This is a genomic window from Paenibacillus sp. BC26 (genome assembly GCF_900116125.1).
Classification (GTDB): domain Bacteria; phylum Bacillota; class Bacilli; order Paenibacillales; family Paenibacillaceae; genus Paenibacillus_Z; species Paenibacillus_Z lignilyticus.
In genome coordinates, this window is sequence record NZ_FPAD01000002.1 from 415,316 (window position 1) to 441,564 (window position 26,249).

General features: G+C 52.3%; 21 protein-coding genes. 3 read left to right on the forward strand and 18 right to left on the reverse strand.

Annotated features, from left to right (window positions below; translation table 11 throughout):
* Positions 1-60: 60 nt before the first annotated feature.
* From BM412_RS18295 to BM412_RS18320, 6 genes are all read right to left on the reverse strand, one after another.
* Complete coding sequence (locus tag BM412_RS18295; RefSeq protein WP_091221453.1) at positions 61-1,047, reverse strand: C40 family peptidase; 987 nt, start codon at positions 1,045-1,047, stop codon at positions 61-63.
* A gap of 334 nt (positions 1,048-1,381) precedes the next feature.
* Complete coding sequence (locus BM412_RS18300; RefSeq protein WP_091221456.1) at positions 1,382-1,618, reverse strand: hypothetical protein; 237 nt, start codon at positions 1,616-1,618, stop codon at positions 1,382-1,384.
* A gap of 105 nt (positions 1,619-1,723) precedes the next feature.
* The gene (locus BM412_RS18305) at positions 1,724-2,302 is read right to left on the reverse strand and encodes a class I SAM-dependent methyltransferase (RefSeq protein WP_091221459.1); all 579 of its coding nucleotides are present in this window, start codon (positions 2,300-2,302) and stop codon (positions 1,724-1,726) included.
* Positions 2,303-2,446: 144 nt separating this feature from the next.
* On the reverse strand, positions 2,447-2,929 hold the full coding sequence (locus BM412_RS18310) for a zinc ribbon domain-containing protein (RefSeq protein ID WP_091221462.1): 483 nt from the start codon (positions 2,927-2,929) through the stop codon (positions 2,447-2,449).
* 238 nt (positions 2,930-3,167) lie between these two features.
* Positions 3,168-4,790 (reverse strand): ABC-F family ATP-binding cassette domain-containing protein, encoded by a 1,623-nt coding sequence (locus BM412_RS18315; protein WP_091221465.1) that lies wholly within the window; start codon positions 4,788-4,790, stop codon positions 3,168-3,170.
* Between the two features lie 72 nt (positions 4,791-4,862).
* Positions 4,863-5,789 (reverse strand): MBL fold metallo-hydrolase, encoded by a 927-nt coding sequence (locus BM412_RS18320; protein WP_256256430.1) that lies wholly within the window; start codon positions 5,787-5,789, stop codon positions 4,863-4,865.
* A 196-nt stretch (positions 5,790-5,985) separates the two neighbouring features.
* Between BM412_RS18320 and BM412_RS18325 the strand changes: the two genes are divergently transcribed.
* Positions 5,986-7,167 carry a conserved virulence factor C family protein gene (locus tag BM412_RS18325; protein WP_091221467.1) on the forward strand — a complete coding sequence of 394 codons (1,182 nt, stop codon included), beginning with the start codon at positions 5,986-5,988 and terminating at the stop codon, positions 7,165-7,167.
* Positions 7,168-7,388: 221 nt separating this feature from the next.
* On the opposite strand, the gene BM412_RS18330 is transcribed toward BM412_RS18325, so the two are convergent.
* The 8 genes from BM412_RS18330 to BM412_RS18370 all read right to left on the reverse strand — a co-directional run bounded on the left by BM412_RS18330 (position 7,389) and on the right by BM412_RS18370 (position 17,583).
* A complete protein-coding gene (locus tag BM412_RS18330) occupies positions 7,389-8,171 on the reverse strand; it encodes a transglutaminase domain-containing protein (protein ID WP_177245908.1) in 783 nt (260 codons plus the stop codon).
* A 99-nt stretch (positions 8,172-8,270) separates the two neighbouring features.
* Positions 8,271-10,310, reverse strand: coding sequence for an alpha-galactosidase (locus BM412_RS18335; RefSeq protein ID WP_091221472.1), 2,040 nt, complete (start codon positions 10,308-10,310; stop codon positions 8,271-8,273).
* A gap of 86 nt (positions 10,311-10,396) precedes the next feature.
* Positions 10,397-11,692, reverse strand: a complete 1,296-nt coding sequence (locus BM412_RS18340) for an ABC transporter substrate-binding protein (RefSeq protein ID WP_091221475.1) — start codon at positions 11,690-11,692, stop codon at positions 10,397-10,399.
* Between the two features lie 36 nt (positions 11,693-11,728).
* On the reverse strand, positions 11,729-12,613 hold the full coding sequence (locus tag BM412_RS18345) for a carbohydrate ABC transporter permease (RefSeq protein WP_091221478.1): 885 nt from the start codon (positions 12,611-12,613) through the stop codon (positions 11,729-11,731).
* Positions 12,610-13,527 carry a carbohydrate ABC transporter permease gene (locus tag BM412_RS18350; RefSeq protein WP_091221479.1) on the reverse strand — a complete coding sequence of 306 codons (918 nt, stop codon included), beginning with the start codon at positions 13,525-13,527 and terminating at the stop codon, positions 12,610-12,612. Before BM412_RS18350 ends, BM412_RS18345 begins: the two co-directional genes overlap by 4 nt.
* A gap of 122 nt (positions 13,528-13,649) precedes the next feature.
* A complete protein-coding gene (locus tag BM412_RS18355; protein ID WP_091221482.1) occupies positions 13,650-14,666 on the reverse strand; it encodes a LacI family DNA-binding transcriptional regulator in 1,017 nt (338 codons plus the stop codon).
* A 960-nt stretch (positions 14,667-15,626) separates the two neighbouring features.
* The gene (locus tag BM412_RS18365) at positions 15,627-16,631 is read right to left on the reverse strand and encodes a zinc-binding dehydrogenase (protein WP_177245909.1); all 1,005 of its coding nucleotides are present in this window, start codon (positions 16,629-16,631) and stop codon (positions 15,627-15,629) included.
* Between the two features lies 1 nt (position 16,632).
* Complete coding sequence (locus tag BM412_RS18370; RefSeq protein ID WP_091221489.1) at positions 16,633-17,583, reverse strand: zinc-dependent alcohol dehydrogenase; 951 nt, start codon at positions 17,581-17,583, stop codon at positions 16,633-16,635.
* A gap of 194 nt (positions 17,584-17,777) precedes the next feature.
* Here BM412_RS18370 and BM412_RS18375 point away from each other — a divergent pair, with 194 nt between their 5' ends.
* On the forward strand, positions 17,778-18,590 hold the full coding sequence (locus BM412_RS18375) for a helix-turn-helix transcriptional regulator (RefSeq protein ID WP_091221491.1): 813 nt from the start codon (positions 17,778-17,780) through the stop codon (positions 18,588-18,590).
* Positions 18,591-18,934: 344 nt separating this feature from the next.
* Here the strand turns inward: BM412_RS18375 and BM412_RS18380 are convergent, their stop codons facing one another.
* Together BM412_RS18380 and BM412_RS18385 are read right to left on the reverse strand one after the other, a co-directional pair.
* On the reverse strand, positions 18,935-20,539 hold the full coding sequence (locus BM412_RS18380) for a glycoside hydrolase family 140 protein (protein WP_177245910.1): 1,605 nt from the start codon (positions 20,537-20,539) through the stop codon (positions 18,935-18,937).
* Positions 20,540-20,594: 55 nt separating this feature from the next.
* A complete protein-coding gene (locus BM412_RS18385) occupies positions 20,595-21,407 on the reverse strand; it encodes a hypothetical protein (RefSeq protein WP_091221497.1) in 813 nt (270 codons plus the stop codon).
* Between the two features lie 234 nt (positions 21,408-21,641).
* On the opposite strand from BM412_RS18385, the gene BM412_RS18390 reads away from it, so the two are divergent.
* Positions 21,642-22,514, forward strand: a complete 873-nt coding sequence (locus BM412_RS18390) for a helix-turn-helix domain-containing protein (RefSeq protein WP_091221500.1) — start codon at positions 21,642-21,644, stop codon at positions 22,512-22,514.
* Positions 22,515-22,577: 63 nt separating this feature from the next.
* On the opposite strand, the gene BM412_RS18395 is transcribed toward BM412_RS18390, so the two are convergent.
* Both BM412_RS18395 and BM412_RS18400 read right to left on the reverse strand, forming a co-directional pair.
* Positions 22,578-23,408, reverse strand: coding sequence for a phytanoyl-CoA dioxygenase family protein (locus BM412_RS18395; protein ID WP_177245911.1), 831 nt, complete (start codon positions 23,406-23,408; stop codon positions 22,578-22,580).
* 141 nt (positions 23,409-23,549) lie between these two features.
* Positions 23,550-26,057, reverse strand: a complete 2,508-nt coding sequence (locus BM412_RS18400) for a GH116 family glycosyl hydrolase (RefSeq protein WP_091221505.1) — start codon at positions 26,055-26,057, stop codon at positions 23,550-23,552.
* Positions 26,058-26,249 lie beyond the last annotated feature (192 nt).

Below are 26,249 nucleotides of genomic sequence, written 5' to 3' on the forward strand. Positions count from 1 at the left end.
TTCTATGCGGTCAAAAAAAAAACCGGAAAGGCTTCAAGCCCTTCCGGTTTTTCAATTCAATTACAATACGCTTCCGCCAAACAAGAAGCGGTTTTCCCATTGTCCGCCTGCGATGTCGTTTGTGCGAACGCCGCCGGATGCCGTGGAATAGGTATGCAGGATTTGGCCATTGCCAAGATAGATGCCTACATGCGTAATCGTTTCAGTCGCTTTGTTGACGCCTGCATAGTTAGATGCTTTCGAACCTTTGTACTCCATGAAGAACATCAGGTCGCCGCGTTTCAATGAACGCCAATCGGATTTCGTTGCGCCTTTCGCTTTTACGTAGTCGCCTTGCTTACGCGAATCGGCAGGAAGCGTTAGGTTAGCGCCTTCGCGGAATGCCGTGCGTACGAAGTCGGAACAATCGAATGTTTTAGTGTTATCGCGATCGGATCCGAACTCATAAGGCGTTCCCCAATATTTCATACCGGCTGCAATCGCGTTCTCAATGAGCTGCGGCGCGTTCGGCGTCGTGCCGCCGCCTGAGCCTGAGCCGGGCTTCGTGCCGCTAGGCAGGGAGAAGCTTGCGCCAATCGATATGTATTGCTCACTGGAGCTGACATAACCTTTAACGCCATGCGAATCGGTTACGGCATACCATGCGCTGTTCGGCTGGCCTGTAATAAGGACCGATTCGCCTTTGCTCAAGTAGCGTAGACGCGTGCCTTCTGTGGAAGCGGATTTACGGAACGAAACGGATGAAACGATCGATGCGTTATAGATGATTTCAATATATTTATCGGAAGAAGAGACATAAGCGACCGTGCCGAATACGTCTTGTACTTTGTACCAGCTCGCGTTCGTTTTCTCCAAGATGACAACGTTATCGCCCGCCTTCAAGTATTTATAGACGGTTGAAGATGTAGACGGTGCGCTGCGGAAACTGACACTGGATTGAATTTCTCCGACGACAGGCGCTGGAGCCGGTGAGGCGCCCATCACTGCTGGCATGACAAGCAAAGCAGTTAGAATCAGGACAAGTAACGATGCTGTAAACTTTTTCATGTTGATTGATATCCTCCTCTTGTGATGGTCGTGCTGTAGGTGTTTTGACCCTAGTGTCAATTGTACGTGCGCGCGTAAGATGCATATATCGTCCACATGTCTCATTTGTCATCCTGCATACTAGTCGAATAGCACTAGCATTCGAACTTGATCACGCAAAAAAGACATCTCCTTCTCGGAGATGTCTTCCTGCAGACCCACACACTTCCTAAGTGAACGCTTCCTTTCACCCCGAAGTGGTTCGGTCCTATATGAAAGTCTAAAGTACTAATTTCTCCTGCGTCTTCCGCAATCATGTAAATTATTCCAATGCGGCTTTCGTATGAGCTTATTGCTAATTCCCTTCCATTTCCGGAAGAAATGCATGGAGCTCCGATTCACTTTGGCTTTTCTTGGTAATCAGCATAAGGGTGTCGTAACGGTTTGGAGAATCGATGACGGACTGATAATCAAGCTTGCCGATCGACGAGAAAATAGCCACATCCCCTGTATGGTAGTACAGATATAAAGATGCCTCGTCCTCATTATACGAACAGAATGCGATTTGTTTGGATTCCACGGGTACGAGCATAACCAACGCCTCCCAAGTGTAGGATATCGCAAGGACATTACTATATATATCCAAATAGTAACCATAACAGCACTAGCGTGAATCGATCTCATTACAAAATATTATTTATCCCAAATACTTTATGGCCAGCAGCGCATCAATCGGCGTATGTTCCAATCCAAATGCGTGAACAAATGCCGGATTTCGCTGATCATGCATGCCTTTCAGAATTGTAACTTCATAACCCAGCTGCTCCAGTTCCGCCGGCTCCCAGCCGCTGCGATGCGTTTGGAACTTCTCGCCATTCAATCCAAAGTGATCCACATACTGCTGCGGGAAGAAGCCTCGTGGCGTATAAATGATGACATGGTGCTTGGCAATCATCTCCGCCTTCTGCAGCAGCAAATGGGCATCATGTTTGGTGAAATGCTCGATGGAATCGATGAATGACACCGCTGAGAACGACTTTGGCACAAACAGCTTATGGATCTCCCTGGCATCCGCATTTAAAGGGATGATATGACTGGCATGCGTAGCCCGGTTAATCAAATAGGGCCGATGAATCTCAAGCGCGACAATATATGAATAAGGAAAAGTGTCCAGCAGGACGCAAGGCCCACTTCCGATATCAAGTAAGCTCTCCCTATTCGTAAGCTTCTTATGAAGCATAGCATTGAAATCTCGGTCCGTTGTTTCGTATGCCACTTTCTATTACCTCCTTCGCCTGACAGCTCTTCTGTTAGTTTATGAGCATGTCCTTGCAACGTAACGGCACTTGTACATTTAAAAAAAGCAGTCCCCGTACACCGATAGGCGCATTGGGACTGCTCTTACTACATCAGTATGGTGCTAGTATCCGGAACCGGAGGCGGATAAGCCGGAGCCGCAGGACACGCAGAATTTGGCGTTCAGTTCATTCTCGGTTTTGCATGTGTTGCAGATGACGACAATTTCGCCGACAGTCGTTTCATTCTTCGGTTCATCCCCCAGTGCAGATCCGCAATCCGGGCAGAACTTCGTATCCAGCGCGACCACTTTGCCGCAGCTGCACGTTTTCTCGAAACGAATCATCTTGATACGCTCTTCAAGCTGACCGATTTCTACTTGCAGCTCATCTACCTGTGAGCAGCAGTTTGTCACTTCATGCTCGGCAGAAGCCAAGTCATGTGCTTGATGCGCACGGTAAACCGCCGCACCGATGGTTGCATACACTTTATCGATTTCTCTTTCTTTACCGGAGATCTGTGCTTTCAATTTCGTAATTTCAACGGTTTGCTGTGCTTTCTTCGCCGCTTCCGATGCGCCTTGTTTAACTTTATCGAAAAAGGACATAAACGATCGACTCCTTCAACTATTCATCTACTATTGTCATTTTAACATAAACCGCCCTGAGAGGTCATGCACATCCAAAGACCTAATATACGACAGAACCTTACACGGGCTATTACTTTAGTTTATGTATCGGACATTCGCGGAAGAACAACAAATCACGTTTCACGCAGCAAAAAAGCGGGCTTTGCCGAACGTAATGTTCGAAAAAGCCCGCTAATGGGATTGAATAGATTGCAGCTTATTCCGCTGGGTACATACGCTCGCGAATCGCTTTAATCTCAGCGCTCTCGAGGTACTCATCATAAGACATCATACGATCGATTACACCGTTAGGCGTAATTTCGATGATGCGGTTCGCAATCGTTTGAACGAACTGATGGTCGTGCGATGTGAAGATCAGCGTGCCGTCGAAATCGATCAAGCCGTTGTTAAGCGCGGTAATGGACTCGAGATCCAAATGGTTCGTCGGTTCGTCCATAAGCAGAACGTTCGAACTGGACAGCATCATTTTGGAGAGCATGCAGCGGACCTTCTCGCCCCCGGACAGTACGCTGGCTTTCTTAAGCGCCTCGTCACCGGAGAAGAGCATACGGCCAAGGAAGCCGCGGATGAAGCTCTCATCCTGATCCTTCGAATATTGGCGAAGCCAGTCGACAAGGTTCATCTCTACGCCATCGAAATACTGCGAGTTGTCTTTAGGGAAATACGCTTGCGTCGTTGTAATTCCCCATTGGAATGAACCTGCATCCGGTTCAATCTCTCCCACAAGCAATTGGAACAAAATTGATTTCGGCAATGTGTTCGGTCCGACAAGTGCGATTTTGTCGCCTTTGTTAACCGTGATCGTCAGGTTGTCGATCAGATTCACGCCGTCAACAGTCTTCGTCAAGCCTTCAGTCAGCAGCAGTTGCTTGCCTGCTTCACGCTCTGGCTTGAAGTTGATGAACGGATATTTACGGCTTGATGGACGAATATCATCCAGGGAAATCTTATCAAGAAGCTTCTTACGGGAAGTCGCTTGCTTGGATTTGGATTTGTTCGCGCTGAAACGTTGAATGAACGCTTGCAGCTCCTTGATTTTGTCTTCCTTCTTCTTGTTGTTATCGCGCATGAGCGTCAGCGCCAATTGGCTGGACTCATACCAGAAGTCGTAGTTACCGACATACATTTGGATCTTACCGAAATCGATATCCGCAATATGCGTACACACTTGGTTCAAGAAGTGACGGTCATGGGATACGACAACGACAGTGCCTTCATAGCGGGAGAGGAAATCCTCAAGCCAGCCGATGGATTGCATGTCGAGATGGTTGGTAGGCTCATCGAGCAGCAGAATGTTCGGGGAACCGAACAATGCTTGCGCCAAGAGCACGCGGACTTTCTCGTTACCGGAAAGCTCAGCCATCCGCTTATCGTGAAGATCCGGCGTAATACCGAGGCCGTTCAGCATGCCTGCTGCTTCGGACTCCGCTTCCCAGCCGTTCATGTCCGCGAATTCCGCTTCCAATTCGCCTGCACGCATGCCGTCTTCATCGGTGAATTCCGCTTTCGCATAGATCGCATCTTTCTCTTTCATTACTTCATAAAGCTTCTTGTGACCCATAATAACCGTTTCGAGTACGAGGAAATCATCGTACTCATAATGGTTCTGCTTCAGGACCGCATAGCGTTCGCCTGGTGTAATATGAACCTCGCCGCTCGTTTGTTCCACTTCGCCGGAAAGAATCTTCAGAAACGTCGATTTGCCTGCGCCGTTTGCACCGATCAAGCCGTAGCAGTTGCCAGGCGTAAATTTAATATTTACATCTTCAAATAGCGCACGCTTACCGAAACGTAGCGTTATGCCGCTTGTACTAATCATTTTGCACAATCCCGTCCTTCACTAAAAGTTCTACTCATCACACCATTATAGCATAAAATCGCATATGATTGCCTACTTGTTATCATTTAATCGAACGGTTTCCCCGTGAGGGAGTATCATTACGGTTCCTCGCGCCAGCGAGAGCCGCTTGCTCTCCGCCTCCAGCCGATCCAAGGCTTCGCGCGGTGTGTCGTCCGCCAGTTTGTACGAGCCGTAATGCATCGGTATGAACCGCTTCGCACCTACATCGAGGAACGCTTGGAGCGCCTCCTCCGGCGTCACATGCTGCTGTCGCATGAACCATTCCGGTTCATACGCGCCGATCGGCATCAGCGCAACATCGATGTCGAAGCGGCTGCCAATCTCCTTAAATCCGTCGAAATACCCGCTGTCCCCGGCAAAATATACCGTTGGAGCCAGCTCTGATTCTATGATAAATCCGCCCCAGTGCGACGTGTTCGTGTCCGTCAAGGTGCGGCGCGTCCAATGCTGTGCCGGTACAAAAGTAAACGTAATGCCGCTAATTGTGGCCGACTGCCACCACTCCAGCTCGATAATGGAGGAGAAGCCTTTGCGTCGTAACTTAGCAGCCAAGCCGACGGGTACGATCATCATTTTACTGCCTTTGAGCTGTTCGAGTGATTTCATATGAAGATGATCATAATGAGAATGAGAAATTAAGACGACATCGATAGGCGGCACATCTTGAATCGCGAGACCCGGAGGAGACAGACGGCGTTGTAACGCGAGCTTCTCGGCCCAGATCGGATCGGTAATGATGTTGAGTCCGGAATGCTGAATAAGAAATGTCGAGTGACCGATCCAAGTAAGCGATGGCTCAGCCGAATTGGAATGCAAATAAATCAAGTCCGGATCTGCGGTCGGAACGGCATAGGAATAGTCTTTCAGCTTCATTTTGCCCGCACGTTCCCGCCGCCATTGTCTGACTTCCTTGAACGTCTTGGGTGTCGCTTCCCGATTTAAGTTTTCAAAGCGCATGGCTTGCTCACGTCTCCCGTCGTGTTGTCTGTTCCTGTCTCTATCGGCTGCATGATACAACCATTCTTTATTTCAAAGATACCAAGCTTAAATCGATTAAGCAAACAGCGTTCAACAGTTTGAATCTCAATTGTGGATCCCTTGCCAAATGGTTTACAATATAGTCTAAGTATGAACGGAAATGGGGGAAAACCGCATGAAATTACTTGGTATTGAACCGACGCCAAGTCCAAATACAATGAAATTGAATGTGAATGAAAAGCTTCCCGCCGGGCAGCGCTTCAGCCTCGCGCTGAGCGATGCCGACGGCGCGGTTGAACCGCTGCGCAGCTTGCTTCGCATTGAAGGCGTGCGCGGCTTGTTCCGCACGACGGATTTTATCGCGCTCGACCGGAAGCCGGGGGCGGACTGGGAGCGGATTCTGGCCGAGGCGCGGCGCATCCTGCAGAGCGGCGATGAGGCCGGGTCTGCCGAAGGCTCCGGCGAGGGCACGGGCGCAGCTGGGCCCGGCGCGGAGAGCTTCGGCGAGGCGCACGCGTTCGTGCAGCTGTATCGGGGCATCCCGATGCAAGTGCGCGTGCGCACGCCGGGTGGCGAAGCGCGTGCGGCGCTGCCCGCGCAGTTCACGGAGGCGGTGACGCGGGCTGCCGCCTCCTCGATGATTCGCGAGCGAGTGCTGGAGGAGCTCGGGGTCCGCTACGGCGAGCCCGATGAGATTGCAGCGGAGCTCGTGAGGGAGCTTGAAGCCGCTTATCCGCAGGAGCGGCTGGAGGAACTTATCGCGGCAGCGATCGCCCTCGGCGCCGCGCAGGGCGATTCGCCTGCGGCACCGGCTGCGCGGCCGGCGCCGCTGACGGCAGAGCAGCTCGCCGAGCGGCTCGCATCGCCGGAGTGGAGCGTGCGCTACGAGGCGCTCTCGCGCACGGCGCCGGAGCCGGCGATGCTCCCGCTGCTCGCCAAAGCCATAACCGACGACAACGTCTCCATCCGGAGACTGGCCGTCGTCTATCTCGGCGAGCTGCGCCTGCCGGAGGCGATGCCGCTCCTGATCGCGGCACTGCGCGACGCATCCGCGTCCGTGCGGCGCACCGCCGGCGACACGCTCTCGGATCTTGGCGACCCCGCCGCGATCCCGGCCATGATTGAAGCGCTCCGCGACCGCAACAAGCTCGTCCGCTGGCGGGCCGCCCGTTTCCTCTACGAGGTCGGCGACGACTCCGCGGCAGAGGCGCTGCAAGCAGCTGCGGCTGACCCGGAATTCGAGGTCAGCCTGCAAGCGCGCATCGCCTTGGAACGCATCGAGCGTGGCGAGGAAGCTGCCGGATCCGTCTGGCAGCAGATGACGGCGCAGCGAAACAACAAACCCAGCAGCGACTAAACGCTTCCGCCAACCCGACATGCCCGCTCTGCCGAGAATGCTGCATATAAATAACGAGCAGCATTTCGACCAATCGAATGCCGAAACGCCGTAAATGCTGCATGTTTTGCAACATTTCACGCCACACCATGAGGCCGCGGTGGTCGCTACAACAAAAGGAGCAAAGCGCTATAAGACGCTTTGCTCCTTTTCTTTGCTTTCCCTTTATCGCACTAAACCCGCTATCGCGTCATCGGATACGCCTTTTCCCAGCTGTGATCCTGCCTCATGAAGCGATCGTTTACCAAGAAATACGTATGGCTGACTTTACCCGGACGATCCGGAAGCGGATCATCCCAAGTCACATCCATGTGATGCCAGCCGTTATTCAGGCGTACCAAATTCCACACATGACTGCCGGAATCGACCTTGCCTTCCACGATTCTCGACTCAACGCCTGCATGCGACAGCATCCGGTAGGCCAGCAGCGAGTACCCCTGACAGACTGCCGAACCGGTTTCAAGCGCATCCATCGCCGTATATCGCTGCAGGGTAGTATCGTAAGCCACATGCTCCACAATCCAATCGTGAATGTAGGTCACCTTCTCGAGCGGATCCATTTTATCCACAACAATTGAAGGCAGCACTTGATTAATGAGTTGGTCCACGTGCCTGGTTTGCTCCGCTGTTTCACGGTATGTAATGGTCAGCTTGATCTTGGCAGACGTCCCCCAAGTACGAATCGTATAGAGATATGAATCCACAATATAAGCAATATAATCGTTCGCCGCGAAGGTATCGCGTATAAGCGCCGGAAATTGCTTCGACAGCTCTGCGCGATCCCCATCGTAGGAAAGGGAGATTTCCGGCTTTTGCTCGAGCAGCTGCTCCAATATTTCTGATCGAAGCTCCGGAAGTGTCGTGCTAATCGAAGCCACCTGGGCGTTGCTCTCCGGATAATCCGAACCAAGCCCAATGAATAGAATCAAAGAGACGAAGGCCAATCGTATGATGAATCGGTACATGTCCATTTGACTCCCTTCTATCTGCCTCTTGGCTTTACATAGATCCATTATAGCAAAGTGGAATGGATGGAATAAAGCAAAGGAGGAAAATATGGGAAATTAGTTGTAAACCGATTCCAACGCCGTGAGTCTATTGATGGTCAGCAAAGCCGATTCTTCGATCTCGAGCCCGCTGAATAGAATACCCTCCGTCATCAACTGCTCCCCTGTGCGTACAATCGACTCCTCCTGACTATCGCCGGATAGGTACGTCAATTGATAGGCAGCAGCCGCATCCAGTCCCTGCATGCGAATGGCACGAGTCGCTTCGGCGCCGGGCAGACGGAATACGAACAGCAAATGCTCCCCGCCGCCTTGCTGGCTGTATTGAAAAGCAGACCAGCAATCGCCGAGGCCGCCCCTCACCGGCTGGCCGGTCAACCGATACAAATCAGCCGAGCGGACAAAAGGCTTCACCCTCCGTTGATAAAAGTCGATGTGAAACGCAAGCCGTTCGCGCATCCACTCCGGCATCTGCGGAAGCTTCTGCGAGATGCCGAAGCCGCGGAGCATGGCAACTCGGGTGTAGTAGTCGAATTGGTAGGGCTTTAAATCCGGTGAATGGGGATGAAATTGCTGTTTCTCATAGTTCCACAGAAACTCGGAATAACTCCAATGCAAGCAGACCTCCGCCGCAAGCATCGTGGTCGCTCCCCAGAATACTTGGAGGCTGTGCTCCGGCCAGTCCGGATCGCTTAGAAAGGTTGTATGCGTATGACGCATCATCCCAAGATCGATGCGTAGTCCGCCGGAAGAGCAGTTTTCCAAAATCACTTCCGGATGTTTCGCACGAACGCGGTCGAGCATGCGATAGTACCCTTTGTAATGCTCGAACAGTCCGTCTCCGGCACCGTGTCCGTGGTCGGTGCAGCTGCAGCCCGCCTGCGGATCCAAGTTAAAGTCCAGTTTGATCCATTGGCAGTTGTAGCCGACAATTAGCTCATCCAACGTACGGAAAGCCCACTCCTGCACTTCCGGATTGCCAAAACAAAGATAACCGAGCTGCTCCCCATCCCTGCGTGCAGGGTAAGAGGGATGGCGCTGCGACAGATTAGCGGCTTTGCCCAGCGCTTCAATCTCGCACCATAGTCCAAACTTCATGCCGAGGCTGTGCACGTAATCCGACAGTGCACGAATGCCGCTCGGAAAACGTGTCGTATTCACCATTTCCCAATCGCCGCGATGCTCGAACCATTCCGAAGCCGCTTCAGAAGGACCGAACCAACCGGCATCAAGCGTACAAATTTCAATCCCGAGCTTCGCCGCTTCCGCCGCATTGGCACGGAATACATCCTCGTTGATCGTCTTGTCCTCGTAGCTCCACCAATGATTCCATTCTGCCGGCAGCGAACGGGAGAACGCATTGCTTACATACCAGTGCTTGCGTCCCACGCGAGCAAATGGGATGGAGGTGCTGTTAAGCTCACCGCCGCTTCCCGCTGCGATAGCGACATGGATGCCCTCCATGGTTTCCCCGGGTTGCAGCACTTTGGCGAATTCCCAATCATTTAATCCGCCGCTTACTTCGAAGAGGCTGGAGCCTTCATCGCTTACGCTTCCTGCTCCCTCATCGCTAACTCCGATTCGTTCACAGCGCAATATCCAGTTGCCTGACCACATTGGCGATACCGTTAACAGATCGCCCCCGCTGCCGATGAGGCTCATCCAAGGATGCATGTCCTTCGACGAACGTCCTTGCCTGGTTTGCAGAATAACATCCTCATTAGCCAGCTCCATGCGCACCGGCTCAAATTCGGCTCCCCACTCGCTCTTATAATGCATAAGCGTCCACGAATCCTCGGGAAGCGCCAGCCGGAAGGAATCCACACGTTCAATCGTCACGGAATCTGATCCGACATTAAGCACCGACACCCATCGTTCTACCAGCGGGGTTTCCTCGTAAGCTATGATATGACTCTCTATATGTACATCAAACGAATTGCTGTAACGATAGACGGAGACGTTATGCAGCGCTCCCTCTGCCGCGGCTCTCTTATCTACGCCTACTAATTGAAGACCTTCCGTCTGCTCATCTATCCTCAGTCCGTTTACATAAACCGCAAAATCCGTCCCGCTAATGGCATGCTCTATTCGGTTCAATTCTCCACACGCTCCTATTCGAGTCTGCAGGCAAAAGGCCGCGCCTTAAAGTAGAAGTTCTACTTCAAGGCACAGCCTCCTCTTCCCTACTTCTTCGATATAATTTCGTTCACTTGCTCATCCATTTTCTTCAGCGCTTCGTCGACTGTGATTTTGTTTGCAAAAATTTGATCGACCAGCGGAGTGATCGCTTTATCCTGCGCTTCACGCCATCTGAGGTGATAGATATCGCCGATGTTGCCGTATTTCATCCAGTCGAAGCGAGCCGTCTGGTAGCCTTCCGGCGCCCATGCCGGTGTTTCCACCTTCGAGAGAGCCGTTTTGTTGATCGGAATCCACGATTGCTGTTTCGCCAGCGTTTCTTGGTTCTCGGTCATCGTCCACTTGATGAATTCCCATGCTTGATCCGGGTGCTTCGACTTCTCAGTCATGGCATAGCCGCCCATCCAGTAAGGAACGACGCGTTTGTCATCCCACTTCGGCATTGGCGCCATATCCCAGTGCAGGTCCTTCTTCTCTTTGAGATTGCCCAGATCCCAGTCACCGCCGACATACATGGCGATTTTGCCTGTCAAGAAGTCGCCGCCAAGCGCGCTCGATTGTGCCGCATCCGGCGCAACATGATGCTTGTAGATCAGATCCTGCAAGTATTGCAGCGCATTCTTCGTCTCCGGCGTATTAAACGACAGCTTCTCCGGATCGTGAATGTTCGGTGCCAGCGCCCCGCCTTGCTCTTGGCTAAGCGCCATCCATCCCCACCATGCGCCTAGGGACATGCTTGTGCCGAACTGCACCGTTTTGTCGCCTTCTTTGATGGTCAGCTTCTGGGCCGCTGCGAGGTAATCGTCCCAGTTCCAGTTCTCGTTCGGGTACGCGACATTCGCTTTGTCGAACAGGTCTTTGTTATAGTACATGACGAGCGTTTGATAGTTTTCCGGTGCAACATACATGTTGCTGCCATCGAATTTAAACGGCTCGAGCAGCTTCTCGTCGTAGTCGGCCATGTTCAGATCGCGATCGAAGTAAGGCTGAAGATTTTTCATAAGTCCTTTTTTGTACCATGCATAGGCGGGCACATCCCAGTAGAACAAGTCTACAGGCGAGTTCGAAGCAAGGGACAGCTCGATTTTCTTGAACGTTTCGTCCCAAGGCAGCAGCGTCATTTTCACTTGAATGTTCGGGTGCGTATCGTTAAAGCGTTTCACTTTATCTTTCTCTTCTTCGTCTAAAGCGGGGCCGTTCGACCAACGGATGAAATTCAGTTCTACCTTCTCATCCTTGCTGCCCGTGTTGCCGTTGTCATTCCCGCCGCAGCCATACAAGACCGTCGACAGTGCCATGACGAGCGTCATAACTAAAGCCAGCTTACGTTTGCGAAACATACAGATCCCTCTTTTCTCTGTTTTACGTTATGGTTGTCAACCTTTAACGCCGGTAAATACCATGCCTTTGACGAAAATCTTCTGGCATAGGAAGTACAGAATGACGCATGGAGCGATCGCGTAGAGCGATGCGGCCATCAGGAGATGAAGATCAGGAGCGCTTCTGGCAGAACCTTGGAAGTAGGACAGTCCGAGCGCCAATGTGCGCTTATTCTCATCCGTCAAATAAATGAGCGGTCCCATAAAATCGTTCCAAGTCCCCATGAACGTAAACACGCCAACCGTAACCAGCACCGGCTTGCTGAGCGGAACCATGATTCGCGCCCATATGCCATAGGTGTTGCAACCGTCTATTCGCGCCGAATCCTCGAGCTCGAACGGGATGCCCATGAAGAACTGGCGCATCATGAAGATGAAGAAGGCGCTTCCAAACCAAGCCGGAATGATGAGCGGCAGGAAAGTATCTACCCAGCCAAGCTTGTTGAAGAACAGATAAATCGGCACCATCGTGACAGCGCTCGGCAGCATCATTGTGGCCAGCAGCACGAGGAAGATGAAATTGCGTCCCGGCGCATTCAGCCTTGAGAAGCCATAGGCGGCGAAGGAGCAAGAGAGCAGCGTTCCAATCATCACGAATACGACAATAATGACCGAGTTCTGTGTATATAATCCAAACGGAAAAGTCGTAAAAGCTTCCACGAAGTTATGCCATTGCATCGGCTGCGGGATCCACTGCGGCGGGAAGATGTAGACATCCGCTTTGAGCTTCAATGAAGTAGACAGCATCCACGCGAAAGGAATCAGAATGATAATCGAGCCGAGGCAGAGCAGCAGATAGCTGAATAGTTTGGACACAAGCTCGGATTGACTGCGAGTCAGCTTTCTACGGACAGGCACATCGTTTGGTGTGATCGTGTTCATGATTTTCCCGACCTCCTGTTCCCTTCGTAGAAGACCCACATCGGCGATGATTTGAAGATGATTAATGTGAACGCCAGAATGATCAGGAAGAGCACCCAAGCCAGCGCAGACGCATAACCCATTTGCAGGTAGTCAAAAGCATTGCGGTATAAGTACAGCACGCTGAACAGCGTCGCGTTGTTCGGCCCGCCTGCCGTCATGATGAAGCCTTCCGTAAATACTTGAAGCGCTCCGATAATGCCGGTAATCAGATTGAAGAAAATAACCGGCGACAGCATCGGAAGCGTAATATGCCGGAATTGCTTGCGTTTGTTCGCTCCGTCAATCTCGGCAGCCTCGTACAGATCCGTTGGAATGCCTTGCAGTCCGGCCAGGTATACCAGCATGCTGCCGCCAACACCCCATAACCCCATGATTATGATCGGCGGCAGTGCCCATTGCTCATCGATAAACCATTTCGGCCCCTCGAAACCGATTAAACTGATCGCCCAGTTGATTAACCCGAAATCCGGATTGAATATCCACTTCCACAGCAGCGCAACCGCTACACCCGACATAACCGCAGGCAAGTAGAAGATCGTTCGGAAGAAAAAGATCCCCTTAATGTTCTTGTTGAGCAGCAGCGCCAGTGCCAGGGAGACGACCAGCCCGAGCGGCACACTTACGACGGAGTAGATCATCGTTACCTTAAGCGATTGCCAGAACAGAGAGTCTTGGAACAATTCGATATAATTGTCCAAGCCTACCCATTTAGGCGTGCTCAGAATATCGTAGTCCGTAAAGCTGAAATAGGCAGATGCCGCGATCGGGCCCAGCATGAAGAATAACAGGCCGAGTATCGCGGGACTCATAAATACATACCCGTCCAGCGCTTCGCGCCTGGACCTGGTCCACCATTTCTTCTTTGTGTTCATACTCGTCGTTCACCTCCAAGATAGTTGGATTTAAACTGATTCTTTATTTTCCGAAACGTTTCGGATACCCTTCTGAAAAAGAGCGCTGCTGCTCTCCTCAATTCGCTCACTACCACTAGCTTCTAAGGTATCGCTCTCGTGCTCTCGCGGATAATTAATTCATTTTGCAACACTATTTTGCGGTCAATCTGGCGGTTCTCCATCATATCTATGACGAGCTGTGCAGCCTGATAACCCATCTCGTATTTATCTTGACGGATTGTCGTCAGCTTCGGCGAGCAATAGGCGGCTACCGGGATGTCGTCATAGCCGACGATGGACAGCGTTTGCGGAACTTGTCGCTTCAGCTTCTCCATTGCGCGAAGCGCGCCGAGCACCATCAGGTCACTTGCCGAGAACACCGCCGTGACATCCGGATGATTGAGCAGGATGCGATACATCGCCTCGCAGCCGCCGTCTTCGGAGAAGTTGCCGTCGAAGACGAGGTCCGGATCGTAGGGGATGCCGGCTTTCTCCAGTGCTTGCTTGTAGCCCTGCAGCCTTCTGATGCTGACTGCCGCTTCATTATGCCCGTTGATCATCGCGATCTTACGGTGCCCAAGCTCCAGTAGATGATTGACCGCCAGCGTTGCCCCGTATACATTATCTGTTGTGACATGGCCTGTATTCTTGCTTTCGACCGGTATGTCGATCAGCACGCAAGGAAAATCGGCTTTGCGCACAATCTCCTCCAGATACGGATCATTCACCCTTAGGCCGAACACGATCGCGCCGTCTACGCCCCGCTCCTTGCACAGATCCGAATAGGATTTCTTCAGCTGTTTCTTGGAGCTCGTGCTGAACAGCAAAATATCATAATCGAGCATCGTCGAGCGGTCATTGATGCCGCACAGGATTTCGTAAGCGAGCGCATCCTTGACGCCTTCCCGGTTAATATCGGAGATGATGACGCCGATCGTTCTTGATTTCTTCATCACCAGACTTCTGGCAGCAGCGCTGGGCCGATAGTTCAATTCCTCGGCAGCCTGCTTAATTTTCTTGCGAGTCTCCTCATTGACGTCGCTGTATCCGTTAAGCGCTCTTGATACAGTCGTAACCGACAATCCCGTTGCTTTAGCCAGGTCTTTAATGGTGGTCACAACTTGCACATCCTCTATCGAAACGTTTCGGGTTGATTATGGACTCAGTATAGGTCAAAATGACAGCGTTTGCAATAGCTAAATTAGTGGACAAATACTAGGGATCGACAGGCGATTGTCCGCTGATTTGCGTGCTGATGAGTTGCTCTGGGAGCTACTCTTGCGCTTATTCCTTCAATTTGCTGCTGATCTGTTGCTCTGGGGGCTACTCTTTCGCTTATTCCGCCAACTTGCTGCTAATGTGTTGCTCTGGGAGCTACTCTTTCGCTTATTCCGCCAACTTGCTGCTGATCAGTTGCTCTGGGAGCTACTCTTTCGCTTATTCCTTCAACTTGCTGCTGATCTGTTGCTCTGGGGGCTACTCTTTCGCTTATGTGCGGTAACTAGTTCCTCTCTTGATGCTACTTCCCCGCTTTCCCACCAATGTGCGGTAACTAGTTCCTCTCTTGATGCTACTTTCCCCACTTTCCCACAATGTGCGGTAACTAGTTCCTCTCTTGATGCTACTTCCCCCACTTTCCCACAATGTGCGGTAACTAGTTCCTCTCTTGATGCGACTTCCCCGCTTTCCCACCAATGTGCGGTAACTAGTTCCTCTCTTGATGCTACTTCCCCGCTTTCCCACCAATGTGCGGTAACTAGTTCCTCTCTTGATGCGACTTCCCCGCTTTCCCACCAATGTGCGGTAACTAGTTCCTCTCTTGATGCGACTTCCCCCACTTTCCCACAATAAGCGGTAACTTGTTCCTCTCTTGCTGCTACTTCCCCGCTTTCCCACCAATGTGCGGTAACTAGTTCCTCTCTTGATGCTACTTTGCCAGTTTCCCGCCAATGAGCGGTAACGGATTCTGCTCTGCTAAATGCCGGCGCCAGCTGCAATCCCTCACCCTAATGGAGTATACAAAAGAGCCATCCCAAAAGTTGCCCTGCACACTTTTGAGATGGCTCTTGAAAGATAATTTACACCTGCCGCCAGTCCAAAATGACGCCTAAGCATGGACTCTTCGGAGCGGTAATTAGCTCCCATGCTTCAGCGGCATCGGTGGCAGGAAACCGGTGGGTGATAAGCTGCTCCGTCGTCAGCCAACCTTCTTCAATGGCCGCAATTGTAGCTGCCATTCGTTCTGCCGACCAGCCGGATGGGGTATGAAGCGTGATCTCCTGCTCCCGCAGCTTCTGGATATCGATTAGGCCCGCTTCGCCTAAGTAGCCTGCCGAAACAAGGTGGCTGTCGTGTTTCATCAGCGGCTGCAGCTTGCGGAACGTTTCGAGGCTGCCCACCGTGTCGATCACAATGGCGAGCTGTTTGTTCTCGCTCTCGAGCACTTGAACGGGATCGCTGTTATGGCCATTGAGCGGAATAGCATAACCCCCTGCAAGAGCAAGCTTCAACCGCTCCTCCCGATGCCCGAGCAGATACACCTGCGCGCCGCGATGAGCCAGTGTCTGTGCTGCCCATTGGCCAACGAGCCCGTCGCCGATTACAACAGCGATGTCGCCTGCAGTGACCGGCGGCCGCATACCGCAGTTATAGCCGACTTGCGTCAGCACCGTACCGGAATAGGCTAGCGGCTCCGGCCCATCCTCCGATAACTTCCACACTTGGGAGCCATCTGTAACGGACGGATTAATGTGCCCGCCAAAATCAAAGTACATGCCGTCAACTTTGCTGACGGAAGCGAATACGCGGTCACCGGCTTTTACATGGGTAACCTCTGCACCCGCCGAGATGACTCTCCCTACCTTTTGATAACCCGGTACATGCGGGAAAGGCCACGGTCCCCCTTCCGTGTACGGAACCTCTCCTGAAATACGCTCCCCGCGGAAGAAGGACGATTCGGTCCCGATGCTGATCCAGGAATATTCGAGCTCAATGACAACATCACGATCAGTTGGTTCAGGCACTTCTACGGTTCGAACGCTCACCACTTCTTTTGTTTCGAATACGACTGCCAATGCTTTCATATTAGAAATCCTCCTGTACATTAAAGCAAATCTTGATCGCTTTCTGCGCCTTTAGAAGCTCAACACCGCGCTTGTACTCCTTAAAAGAGAGCACCTCGGTCTGCAAACATTCCGTGTTGAAGACCGGATTGCTTAAAGCATCCAGCAGCAGATGGCGATCCCGCTTCGTAACAGGATGATAACGATAGGATTCCAATCGTGTCCCCTTGTACCAGTACGATTCCGGGTAGGTAATATCGCCCTTAAGCACGCCGAAGATGATGACATGCTCGTCGGTACGGTCAAGCACGTTCTGCACGGATGCCGAATAGCCTACGCAATCATAACCCAGATCGAATCTGCGGTCTCCGAGATCATCCGCATGTACTGCCTCGCCTTGCAGGGATAGCCCTTTTATGAATTCAACGCGCTCTCTGTTCACATCAATTGCCGTCACTTTCGCTCCCCATAGGGAGGCAAGCTGCATCGCCAGAATACCCGCAGGGCCGAGGCCTGCAACCAGCATCGTCTTACCTTGCAGATCATCGAATTGATCAAGCCCGTACATGACGCATTTCAGCAGCTCTAAAGAGACGGCTCGCTTATCCGAAATGTGATCAGGCAGCTTCAACAGATCGTTCTCGCGGTAAGCCATGAACTGTGCGTACGCACCAAAACCTGGCGAAACATGCTCCAGAGCCACTACGCGATCGCCGGGAGCGAAGCCTTGTACGCTTGAGCCGACCGCCTCCACTACCCCTACCGCTTCATGACCGGGGAAACCCGGGGGCAGTGGATAATCCGGCTGGCGATTTTGGATGAACATATCCTTACCGCCCATCATGTGCAGATCCCAGCGGGGGCAGGTCGCTACGAGATGGATGCGGACGAGCACTTGATCATCCTTGATTTCGGGTACAGGCACTTCAATCGATTCATACTGGTTCACACCTGTAATTTGGATCGCTTTCATGAGCGTTCATCTCCTTATGGCCAAGCCCTGTTTTTGGCTGGTCCTGTTACTACTTAGGATAAGCGCTTACAAGCAGGATGTCTTTGCACTCTATAGTGATGGTGAGCGTAAAGCGATGCTTTTAACCGTTTACGGGCATTGTGGCGCATGATATGATTTGCACATCATTGACATGTTGAAAGCGGGGGCATCGGATGAGGATTCGAAAACATGGCTTGGCTGAGGTTGAAGGCGGTGTCGGCAGCCGCGCCGGAGGCGTTCATCCGTATGGTGAGCTGCTCTGCATTACGGACGGCGAGGCCGATCTGGAATGGGCGGGCATGACGTACCATGCGAACGGAACTGCTTTGTTTGTTATTCTGCCGAATACGCCTCATCAGCTTGTCCAGCGGTCTCATCGACTTTGTTATTGGTTCGTCGAATTTCATGAAGAGGATGCCGCTGCGCTGCCGAGTGTGGATCTGATTTATCGCTGGAACAGCATGCAATCGGACATTAGTTGGAGCAGTGCGCCTTATCCGGCGCTGCGCGCTGCTTTTGAGGCAGTCCGCATGCTGATGCTGGCGGAAACCTCGTTTGCCCCTGCTATTTTTCAAGAAGCGCTGCTATCCGATTTACATAAACTGCTTGTGTTCATCCCGAATATCACGGCATTAACTCCGCAGGCTCCCAGCTACTCCTCGGGTGAGATGCTCGTCACGGAGGTGCTGCGTTTCTTGGAATCGGTCTTCCCACAATCGATTTCGCTGCAGACGATCGCGGATTACACCCACTACAATCCTTCCTATCTCGTGCGCCTGTTCCGGCAGCATACCGGCAAAACACCTTTCAGCTACTTAAACGAGCTTCGACTTGCTGCTGCTTCCCAGTATCTGCTGCATTCCGATATGACCGTGCAGCATGTCTCACAAGCATGCGGTTTTCAGAGCATTCACTATTTCAGCCGCACCTTCAAAAAACAATTCGGCATGTCGCCCAGCGAATGGCGAAAGCCGTCGCGGACTTAAATTGGGTAGATAGGTGAAAGTCTGAGAGTCGGTTAACCCGATTCTCGGCCATGTGAGCTACTTGTCTATCAAGCATCTGCGCCGTTTGTTTGCTCCTCCGAGTTTAGCCCCTATGAGATCCCCAAACAAGCGATTCAACAACCCATGAGCGGTAACCAGTACCTCTCATCCGCTCAAACCAACCCTTGCACGCTCATGAGCGGTATCCACTACCGCTTCTTCACACGAATCTACCGTTTCACGCCAAAGAGCGGTAACTCGTAGCGCTCATTGCCCCACGATAACAAAGACTGCCCCCGGTCATCATACGATGACCAAAGGAGCAGCCCCTCCACAAGCACAAGCTATACCCGCTCCAAGACCAGCACCCAGTCCTGGAAGATTTTAAATGCACCGGTGCTCCATCTGCCGTCCGCATCCGGGATAATCTGCCCGAAATCATGCTCATCGCCTGTGGCCGGATCGAACATGAACGCGCGATAGGATACATCCTGCTCGATGCCCAGTACTTCTACGCCGCCGAATGCGAGCAGGAATGGCGCGTAGATGACGCGCACCTGCCCCGGAATCCCCGCCGCAAAAGGCCTCGCCGTCACAGGCACATCCTCCGCGACCGGATTCAGCCACTGCGGCTGCGGCTCGAAGGACCACCACGCGTACCGCTCCAGCAGCTTTTTGCCAAGTCCGACTTGCCGCGAGCCGGGCAGCTGCGCCGCTTCTCTCCAGAACAAATGCCCCCATGCCACCCCATGCGGGGATGCGCCGTAAGGTTTATCCTCCGAATTGACCTGCCAAATCCCATTCGCGCCATAGGTGTGACCACATGCTCCGTTTAACATACAGGTCCAGAACGCGATACGCTGAATATCTTGATAGCTTGTTCCGCCGATGCCTTCGTAGCACACCTCGGAGTTGATCACAGGCGTGCGCGGCTCCCTTGCGACCGACTCCCGCACCATACGTACCGTTGGCTCAAGCGAGATATAAGCGCCGTGCCCGGTTTGCAGCATATCAAGATCAAGAACAGCAGCGTCCTCCACCATGTTGTGCCCATATTGGGTAGGGTGGATCGTGAGCAATCTGCCGAACGGGTCGGTCTCTTTCACATAAGCCGCCATCTCCGTCCATTCTTTGCGCATGCGCTCCACGTAGAGCGGCTTCTGATTCGGATCTTTAAAAGCATCCCACTGATAATACGGCATATCGGCTTCACCGCAGAGGCACCAAGCAACCGGATAAGCACCATACCTGGCGATTAAATACTCCCACTGCTTCTTAATGACATCTCGTCCGGCAAAATCAAAATAATACCCCCAGCATGCCACAATACACGGAAGCAGCCCGGATTCCACCATCCATTCGATCTTCGGATCCGCCGCATCGAAGAACGCCGGATTGATCCGTGTAAACCCTTCCTCCCATGCCTGACCGCCTTCGTTGCTGCCACGCGGATCGAACGGCCCCATGTCGGGGTAGAGTCCGGCAACGACTTGAATCACGGTATAGCCTTTTTCGACTCGATCCTGAGCCAGCCACTTCACATCCTCCGGCCACTTCAGTCGATCCGTCAAAGACATCCACCATGTATCGCCGAGCCAGAAGAACGGCTTGCCATCGGCATGTGCCAAATAGCTGCGGCTTGCGGCAGCCTTCGGACTGCCGTGCAGATACAGCTCATTTTCGCCTGTATAGGCCTCCACCTCAATCGTGCCTTCTTGCCCATGCAGACTGGCATTAGCGCCGTCCGAGCAAATCGTTCGATACCGATGTACGCCTACCTGATCAGAGGAGTAACGGAACTTCCACGTCTGATCTCCGCCCCAGAAGCCCGGCACCGTCCGTTCTCTACCATCCGGTGAGGTAATGACAACTTGCATGCCGATATCGTGAAAAGGATCCGGATACGCCGTAACGGAGCGGTACTCCCATTCCGCAACTTGATTTTGCATGATGCTGTTGCTTGCCATTACTCCGTTCAATCCCTTCTTTAATTGAATTCCCGCTCTACTCCAGCGGTTCCTTGTTGATCCGAATCGTCAGATCATGCTGAAAATCCGGCAGCCGGATAATCATCCCTGCTCCACCGCTAATGCGCATCGCCGGCGAATATAAACCTGTTGCCGGATCGAAGCAGCGAATTCGATAGCAGCCATCCGGTAAATCAACGAGCAGCTCCTCCGATACAATAGGCGAGCCTGCGCCTTCATCCGTCAGCTCTCTCTCGTCTGCCACGTAGATGTTATACTCTTCGCCCGGAATTCCCAATGTGCAAGTCACCGTGTGTTTCGGCTCCTCAAGTACAACGTCCGGCAGCGGTCGTGCCTCTGCCAGATTGATAGAGTGGACATACGCAGACAAATCCTTCATCCAACTCCGAATATGCCGCTGCGAAGCCGGCGTTCCGGCTTCAACGTAATTAATAATCGAAAAATCGATATAGTCATAGTGGCAGCCGCTCATGAGCGTTACCCAAGCACGCTTGCGGTGAATGGTCCAGCCATCCGGATCCTTGTATTGACTGGCTACGTTATCTTCATCGAGATTAAGCGGCTTGCTTTCGTTCAAAGTAGCCAAGCAATAATCCCGCACCGCACGCAACCGAAGCTGTTTCGACATGAACTCGCCCATATGGTGGCCGCGTCCCCCGTAGGTCGTGTTCGGCAGCGGGTGCATGTTGACGATATCGATGCCGAATTCACCAAACGACAAGTCCGACGATTGCTCCCAAGGTTCATAGGTGAATGCTTCCTGCCCTGCAATCATATGCTTGTTTGGCAAATGCGCTTCCGTTTCTCGGATCACCTCGGCAATCGCCATCTGCCAGGCATTGACCTCCTGCGGTGTAGGGTGCTCGCTGCTTCCGGGGAATCCCCCGCCGGGTTCAAGCTCTCCGCCAATCCTACTCCTCCTTACTTTCTCGGGAATTCTCGATTGCTGCGTGGCTTTCTGTGTGTATAATCTAATTGTAGCGCTTTCAACACCGCTGTCAGCGACGATTCTTTACCTATTATCTACGCTATTTGACTTTAGAGAAGGAAGGGGAGCTGGGGCATGCGGACGTCGTATTATTTTGACAATATTGAGGAGCCAGTCATCCTTCCCTTCACGCCGCTCGCTGTCTCGCGCAAGCTGCCCTATCAGTTGTGTACGGTTGGGCATGTTCATTTCGCAGAGAAGTTCTACACCGAGCGCGAGAAGCAGAAAAATTACCAAATCATCTTCACCGATGAAGGAAGCGGCATTCTCACCTATGAAGGAAAGAAGGTCGTGCTCGACCGCGGCAAAGTCGCCTTGATCAACTGTTTCGGCCATCATCATTATCGGACCGGCGATTCGGGAGTGTGGAAATATCGGTTTCTGCATATCAAGGGGAGCGGCGTGCCTGCCTTCTACGATACGATCAACCCGAGCGGCTTGGCTCCGGTTACGCTGCAGCATTTCTCGGAGTTTAACAGCTGTTTTGACAAAATCATGCGGTACGTCGAAGAAGGCGATCATCAGAGCGATCTTGCGATTCCGGTGCTCATTATGCGCATTCTGACGGAGCTAACGCTCAATCGCAACCGCGGCGAAGGAGCCCGCAAGACGGAATATCACCAGCAGGTGATTGAGTCGGCGATCCGTTTCATGGAGGCGCAGCTGAACCGCGGCGATTTCAGCGTAGCCGAGGTCGCGCGGCATGCAGGCTTCAACGAGAGCTATTTCTCGCGACTCTTCAAACGGATGACCGGTACCTCCACGCAGGAGTATCTGATGCGTCTGCGAATTGACCGTTCGAAGCATCTGCTGAAGAAATCGATGTCTTCTGTCTCCGAGGTCGCTTACGAGGTAGGCTTCGAGAACGTGAACGTCTATATCCGTGATTTCAAGAAGCTGACGGGGGTAACGCCGCTGAAATATCGTTTGTTCGCGGATGGCGTATAGGCGACGAAACGCAGAAAGCACCTGACCATATGGTCAGGTGCTTTCTGCTGCGCAAATTCGCTATTAATAAGGCTTGATGACTTCTGCGCCGATCTTCTGCTTGCGAACCAGCTGCTTCGCGCGATCCGAGAATTGATCGTACGTCTCTTGCGGGATTTGCAGGCCGCCTTGGTAAGGAGCCGTTGATGTAGACGAGTAGATCAACGCGATGTTCGGTCTTGGCTTGTCGGAGCGATTCGGCGTGCCGCGGTGCCACATGCGGTCGTCACGAATCATGATGGAGCCGGCAGGCATATGGGCTTTGAAAGAAAGCATATGCGGAGCAAGCTCAGGCTTGTTCACCACTTTGGAGCTGTACCAGCTGTCCGGATGCAGGTGCGTACCGCCCGGCCATACCTCCATCGGACCGTTCTCGTCATTGACGTCTACGAGCGGGTAGTTCACGACCAGGTTCGTAATGGGCACGTTCACGCCAAAACGGCTTCCGAATCGAGCGCCCATGTCGGCGTGGACGTCTTGCGACTTGGTGCCTTTAGGCATCGACGTGTTTGATGCAAAATAAGTAAGCTCGCAATCGGAGCCCAGAATTTGATCCACAATATCCATCACGAACGGATGCGCAATGAGCGATTCATCGCAGAACGGCTGCTCAAACGGCAAATACATGCCGATGTGATTCGTGCCATCATGGAAGCCTTCTTCGAGGCTGAATTCGTTCTTCGCCATGAAGCCTTCGAGAAAATCGCCGATTCTGTTGTTCAATTGATCGATTTGCGTCCGTGGCAGCACTTCTTCAATCAACACATAACCATTTACTTGAATTAACTGCACAGCCAGCTCAATTGTCGCGGGCGACAATTTACCGGATGCTAACTCTTCTGCACTAACTTTCACTTTATCCCATCCAATCTGTTTAGCTTTGGTAAGAACGCGCTTGCTAAGCTATAAAATAACAAATTCATTCCTACTTGGAAAGCTTTAATTGGTGAAACGGCGTTCACCAAACTGCAGATGAGACATGGAATCGCAGCTGCCCTAAGATGCCGCTATTCTTTCAACCAAGTAAATCTCATCTACTTCTATCGTGCCATCCTTTACTTCAACAAATACTTCGCCGCCCCGGATTCCGGCAATTCCGTACCCGGAAGCCGTGCACAAGAAGCTGCTGTAGTCCCCCGATACCTTCGGTGAAACATAGAGCGCGCGCTCCACCGCATCATACCGAATGCCGCTCCAGCCTTGAATGATGCCATAGGATGCCATTGCCCTGGCATACCAATGACCGCATTCGTACTCATCGAACGGATTTCTAATGCTTCCGTCATAACGGTCTCGGCACACGCGGACGATGTCGAGCCCCTCCTCCACGCAGCCAACCGACATTAAGTGCGAGGCGACTTGGTATTCGATGCCGGTCCAAACTTCGTTGCTGTATACGAACGGGAGCGACAGCTGACCGCCTCTTGGCCACGTACACAGAAGAAGTCCGCCATCTTGGCCGAGTGCAAAGCCGGAACGCTGCGGGTTGGCATGCTCGGATAAGTCGCGTTTGAGATTATACCTATAGATGCTTAGAAGGTGGGACTTGACCTTATCGCGATCCAAAATATCTCCCAGCCCGCACATTTCCGCGATCCACGCTCCGATGACCCCATCAGACAAGCAGCCTTTTCCATATTGATACTTAGGTCCTTCCTGCTGCAGTAGCTCCTGGGCTTCCTTGGAGTAGTTAACATTCCAGGCTTCAGGTCCTTCCAATGTCTCCGCCGCCTTGTAGCTATCATTCCCTTGGGGAACTAATTTGGCCGGATCCGGCGCGCGGAGCCCTTCCCAAATAATCTTCTGTTCAAAATATTCGCCATTGAACAGCTCTTGCTCCAAGTAATTCCTGCCTTTGCGGTATAGCTCTTCGTATTCGTTTGCAGGTTCTCCCAGCGCTTCGCTCATGAGCGAAGCTGCTTTCAGCGCGCCAATGTAAATGGACGAGCACATGCCATCCGGTCCCCAGAATTCGATGTCGTACGTATTGTGATGCGGCTCGATTAAAACCCCGATACCGTCAGGATCCCAAAGCTCTTTGCAATATGTCAGGCTTTGTTTGATTTGCGGCCAATACTTCCGGAGCCACTCGGTGTCCCCGCTGATTCTCCATTCACGGTATGCCTTCATGATGCCGCCAAGCTGGCCGTCCGAAGCCGCGTGATACTTGTGGCTTGCCGGCTGAATGGGAAGCGGAACCCGGAAATTCTGATGTCCCCGTTCATCCTGCCCTTCCGTAAACTCCGTAACCCGCAAGCTGCGCTCCAAATCCGGGAACAGATGCGACACCGCTTGCGCATAGTTCCACACATGCGTGCAAGAACCGCTGCAGCTGCCCTCTTTAAGCTGCTGACCTTCCCAGCCCCACATCCGTCCGTCGGTCTGGCGCAAGACGGTAGGCGATTTGAGAATCGTCAAGTTAGCGGTTATTGCATCCTTGGCTTCCGCAGGTAGCGAAGTGCCGTAGAAGGTGTTGCTAAACTTCAGACTTCTTTCGCGAAGCGAATCGTAATGGCGGAACCAGTACTCGGAAACTTCCGAAATGGTCGCAAATTTGCCGGCGTACCAAGGCTTATGGTATTCTCCGGCCCAATTCGGATCTTTAGCTGCTTCTACGCCTTCAATCAGCTTTGTCTCCGGCACATACCAGGACAGCATGATTCGAATGACCTCGCGGTCATGAGGGGCAAGCGTAAGCGGAACGAACAGGCTTCCTCCCGGACTTGGTTTCCCTTCCGTTACTTCAGGTTTCTCCGCGCTTTGGCCTTCCTTAATCGCGTTCCAAACCATCGTTAACGAATCGAACCATCCACCGCGGAACCATGCACAGTCGACTTTGGCGTTCGGATGATCCGTGAAGGCACTGAACGATCCTTCTTCCCATGGCTTTCCTTCCGCCGGCGATTGCTCCAGCACAAAACCTTTGCCAGACTTCGCGCTGTAAACCCGTTGTTTCGTTGACTTATTAAACGCCATGAAGTTGGCCGCATGAAGGGAATACACGAGCTCGACAGGGCGATCGGTTGTGTTGATTAACGTAATTTCGAGCGCCGCTGCCGGCAAACTCGAATCATCTGCATCCAAGGGAATAAACGGGCTCCAACCCGTAATCGACGCCTCGACAGGGAGCCGATTATCATTCAGTTCAACCGTACCGAACGGAAACCTTGCGTGAAACGAGCTGCTCTCAAAGCGAGGCAGGCCGAAGTGTTTAGCAAACAGCCCGCTGCCTGGATTCATCGATTCCGCTTTATTGCCGTAGATCTTCCAAGAAGGAATCGGGCCTTCCATGACTCTCGCCATATTGCCATGCTCCCCTTTCACGCACAAGCCCGAAAAAATGATAGGTTCATGCGTAATATCGGGTGCATGACGCAAGGAGAAATGGGACATCGCTCCCGTTCCCTCCAGACAGAACATTCCCGCTCCGATTCCGCCAAGCGGATAAGCGATATGAGAATTACGATTCCCCGAATACGATTGACTATAAGATTGCTGGCTCACACTGTTTCCCCCTTAAATGAGTCTCCATCCATCATAAGCGCTCTCTTATCCTATGAATACGAGTTTCTTGAAACCGAATACAAATCTCACCCTAATTGCATAAAACTTTCTCCCAGAGAGGGTCGCTGTCCGTACGATTCGTTAGAATAAAAAAAAGGCCAACCGGAATATCCCGGTTGACCTACTATGAAG

Excerpts from the sequence above, each read along its gene's own strand:
- BM412_RS18295 (WP_091221453.1), bottom strand. The coding sequence starts at position 1,047 with ATGAAAAAGTTTACAGCATCGTTACTTGTCCTGATTCTAACTGCTTTG.
- BM412_RS18300 (WP_091221456.1), bottom strand. The coding sequence starts at position 1,618 with ATGCTCGTACCCGTGGAATCCAAACAAATCGCATTCTGTTCGTATAAT.
- BM412_RS18310 (WP_091221462.1), bottom strand. The coding sequence starts at position 2,929 with ATGTCCTTTTTCGATAAAGTTAAACAAGGCGCATCGGAAGCGGCGAAG.
- BM412_RS18315 (WP_091221465.1), bottom strand. The coding sequence starts at position 4,790 with ATGATTAGTACAAGCGGCATAACGCTACGTTTCGGTAAGCGTGCGCTA.
- BM412_RS18320 (WP_256256430.1), bottom strand. The coding sequence starts at position 5,789 with ATGCGCTTTGAAAACTTAAATCGGGAAGCGACACCCAAGACGTTCAAG.
- BM412_RS18325 (WP_091221467.1), top strand. The coding sequence starts at position 5,986 with ATGAAATTACTTGGTATTGAACCGACGCCAAGTCCAAATACAATGAAA.
- BM412_RS18330 (WP_177245908.1), bottom strand. The coding sequence starts at position 8,171 with ATGTACCGATTCATCATACGATTGGCCTTCGTCTCTTTGATTCTATTC.
- BM412_RS18340 (WP_091221475.1), bottom strand. The coding sequence starts at position 11,692 with ATGTTTCGCAAACGTAAGCTGGCTTTAGTTATGACGCTCGTCATGGCA.
- BM412_RS18345 (WP_091221478.1), bottom strand. The coding sequence starts at position 12,613 with ATGAACACGATCACACCAAACGATGTGCCTGTCCGTAGAAAGCTGACT.
- BM412_RS18350 (WP_091221479.1), bottom strand. The coding sequence starts at position 13,527 with ATGAACACAAAGAAGAAATGGTGGACCAGGTCCAGGCGCGAAGCGCTG.
- BM412_RS18365 (WP_177245909.1), bottom strand. The coding sequence starts at position 16,631 with ATGAAAGCATTGGCAGTCGTATTCGAAACAAAAGAAGTGGTGAGCGTT.
- BM412_RS18370 (WP_091221489.1), bottom strand. The coding sequence starts at position 17,583 with ATGAAAGCGATCCAAATTACAGGTGTGAACCAGTATGAATCGATTGAA.
- BM412_RS18375 (WP_091221491.1), top strand. The coding sequence starts at position 17,778 with ATGAGGATTCGAAAACATGGCTTGGCTGAGGTTGAAGGCGGTGTCGGC.
- BM412_RS18380 (WP_177245910.1), bottom strand. The coding sequence starts at position 20,539 with ATGCAAAATCAAGTTGCGGAATGGGAGTACCGCTCCGTTACGGCGTAT.
- BM412_RS18385 (WP_091221497.1), bottom strand. The coding sequence starts at position 21,407 with ATGGCGATTGCCGAGGTGATCCGAGAAACGGAAGCGCATTTGCCAAAC.
- BM412_RS18390 (WP_091221500.1), top strand. The coding sequence starts at position 21,642 with ATGCGGACGTCGTATTATTTTGACAATATTGAGGAGCCAGTCATCCTT.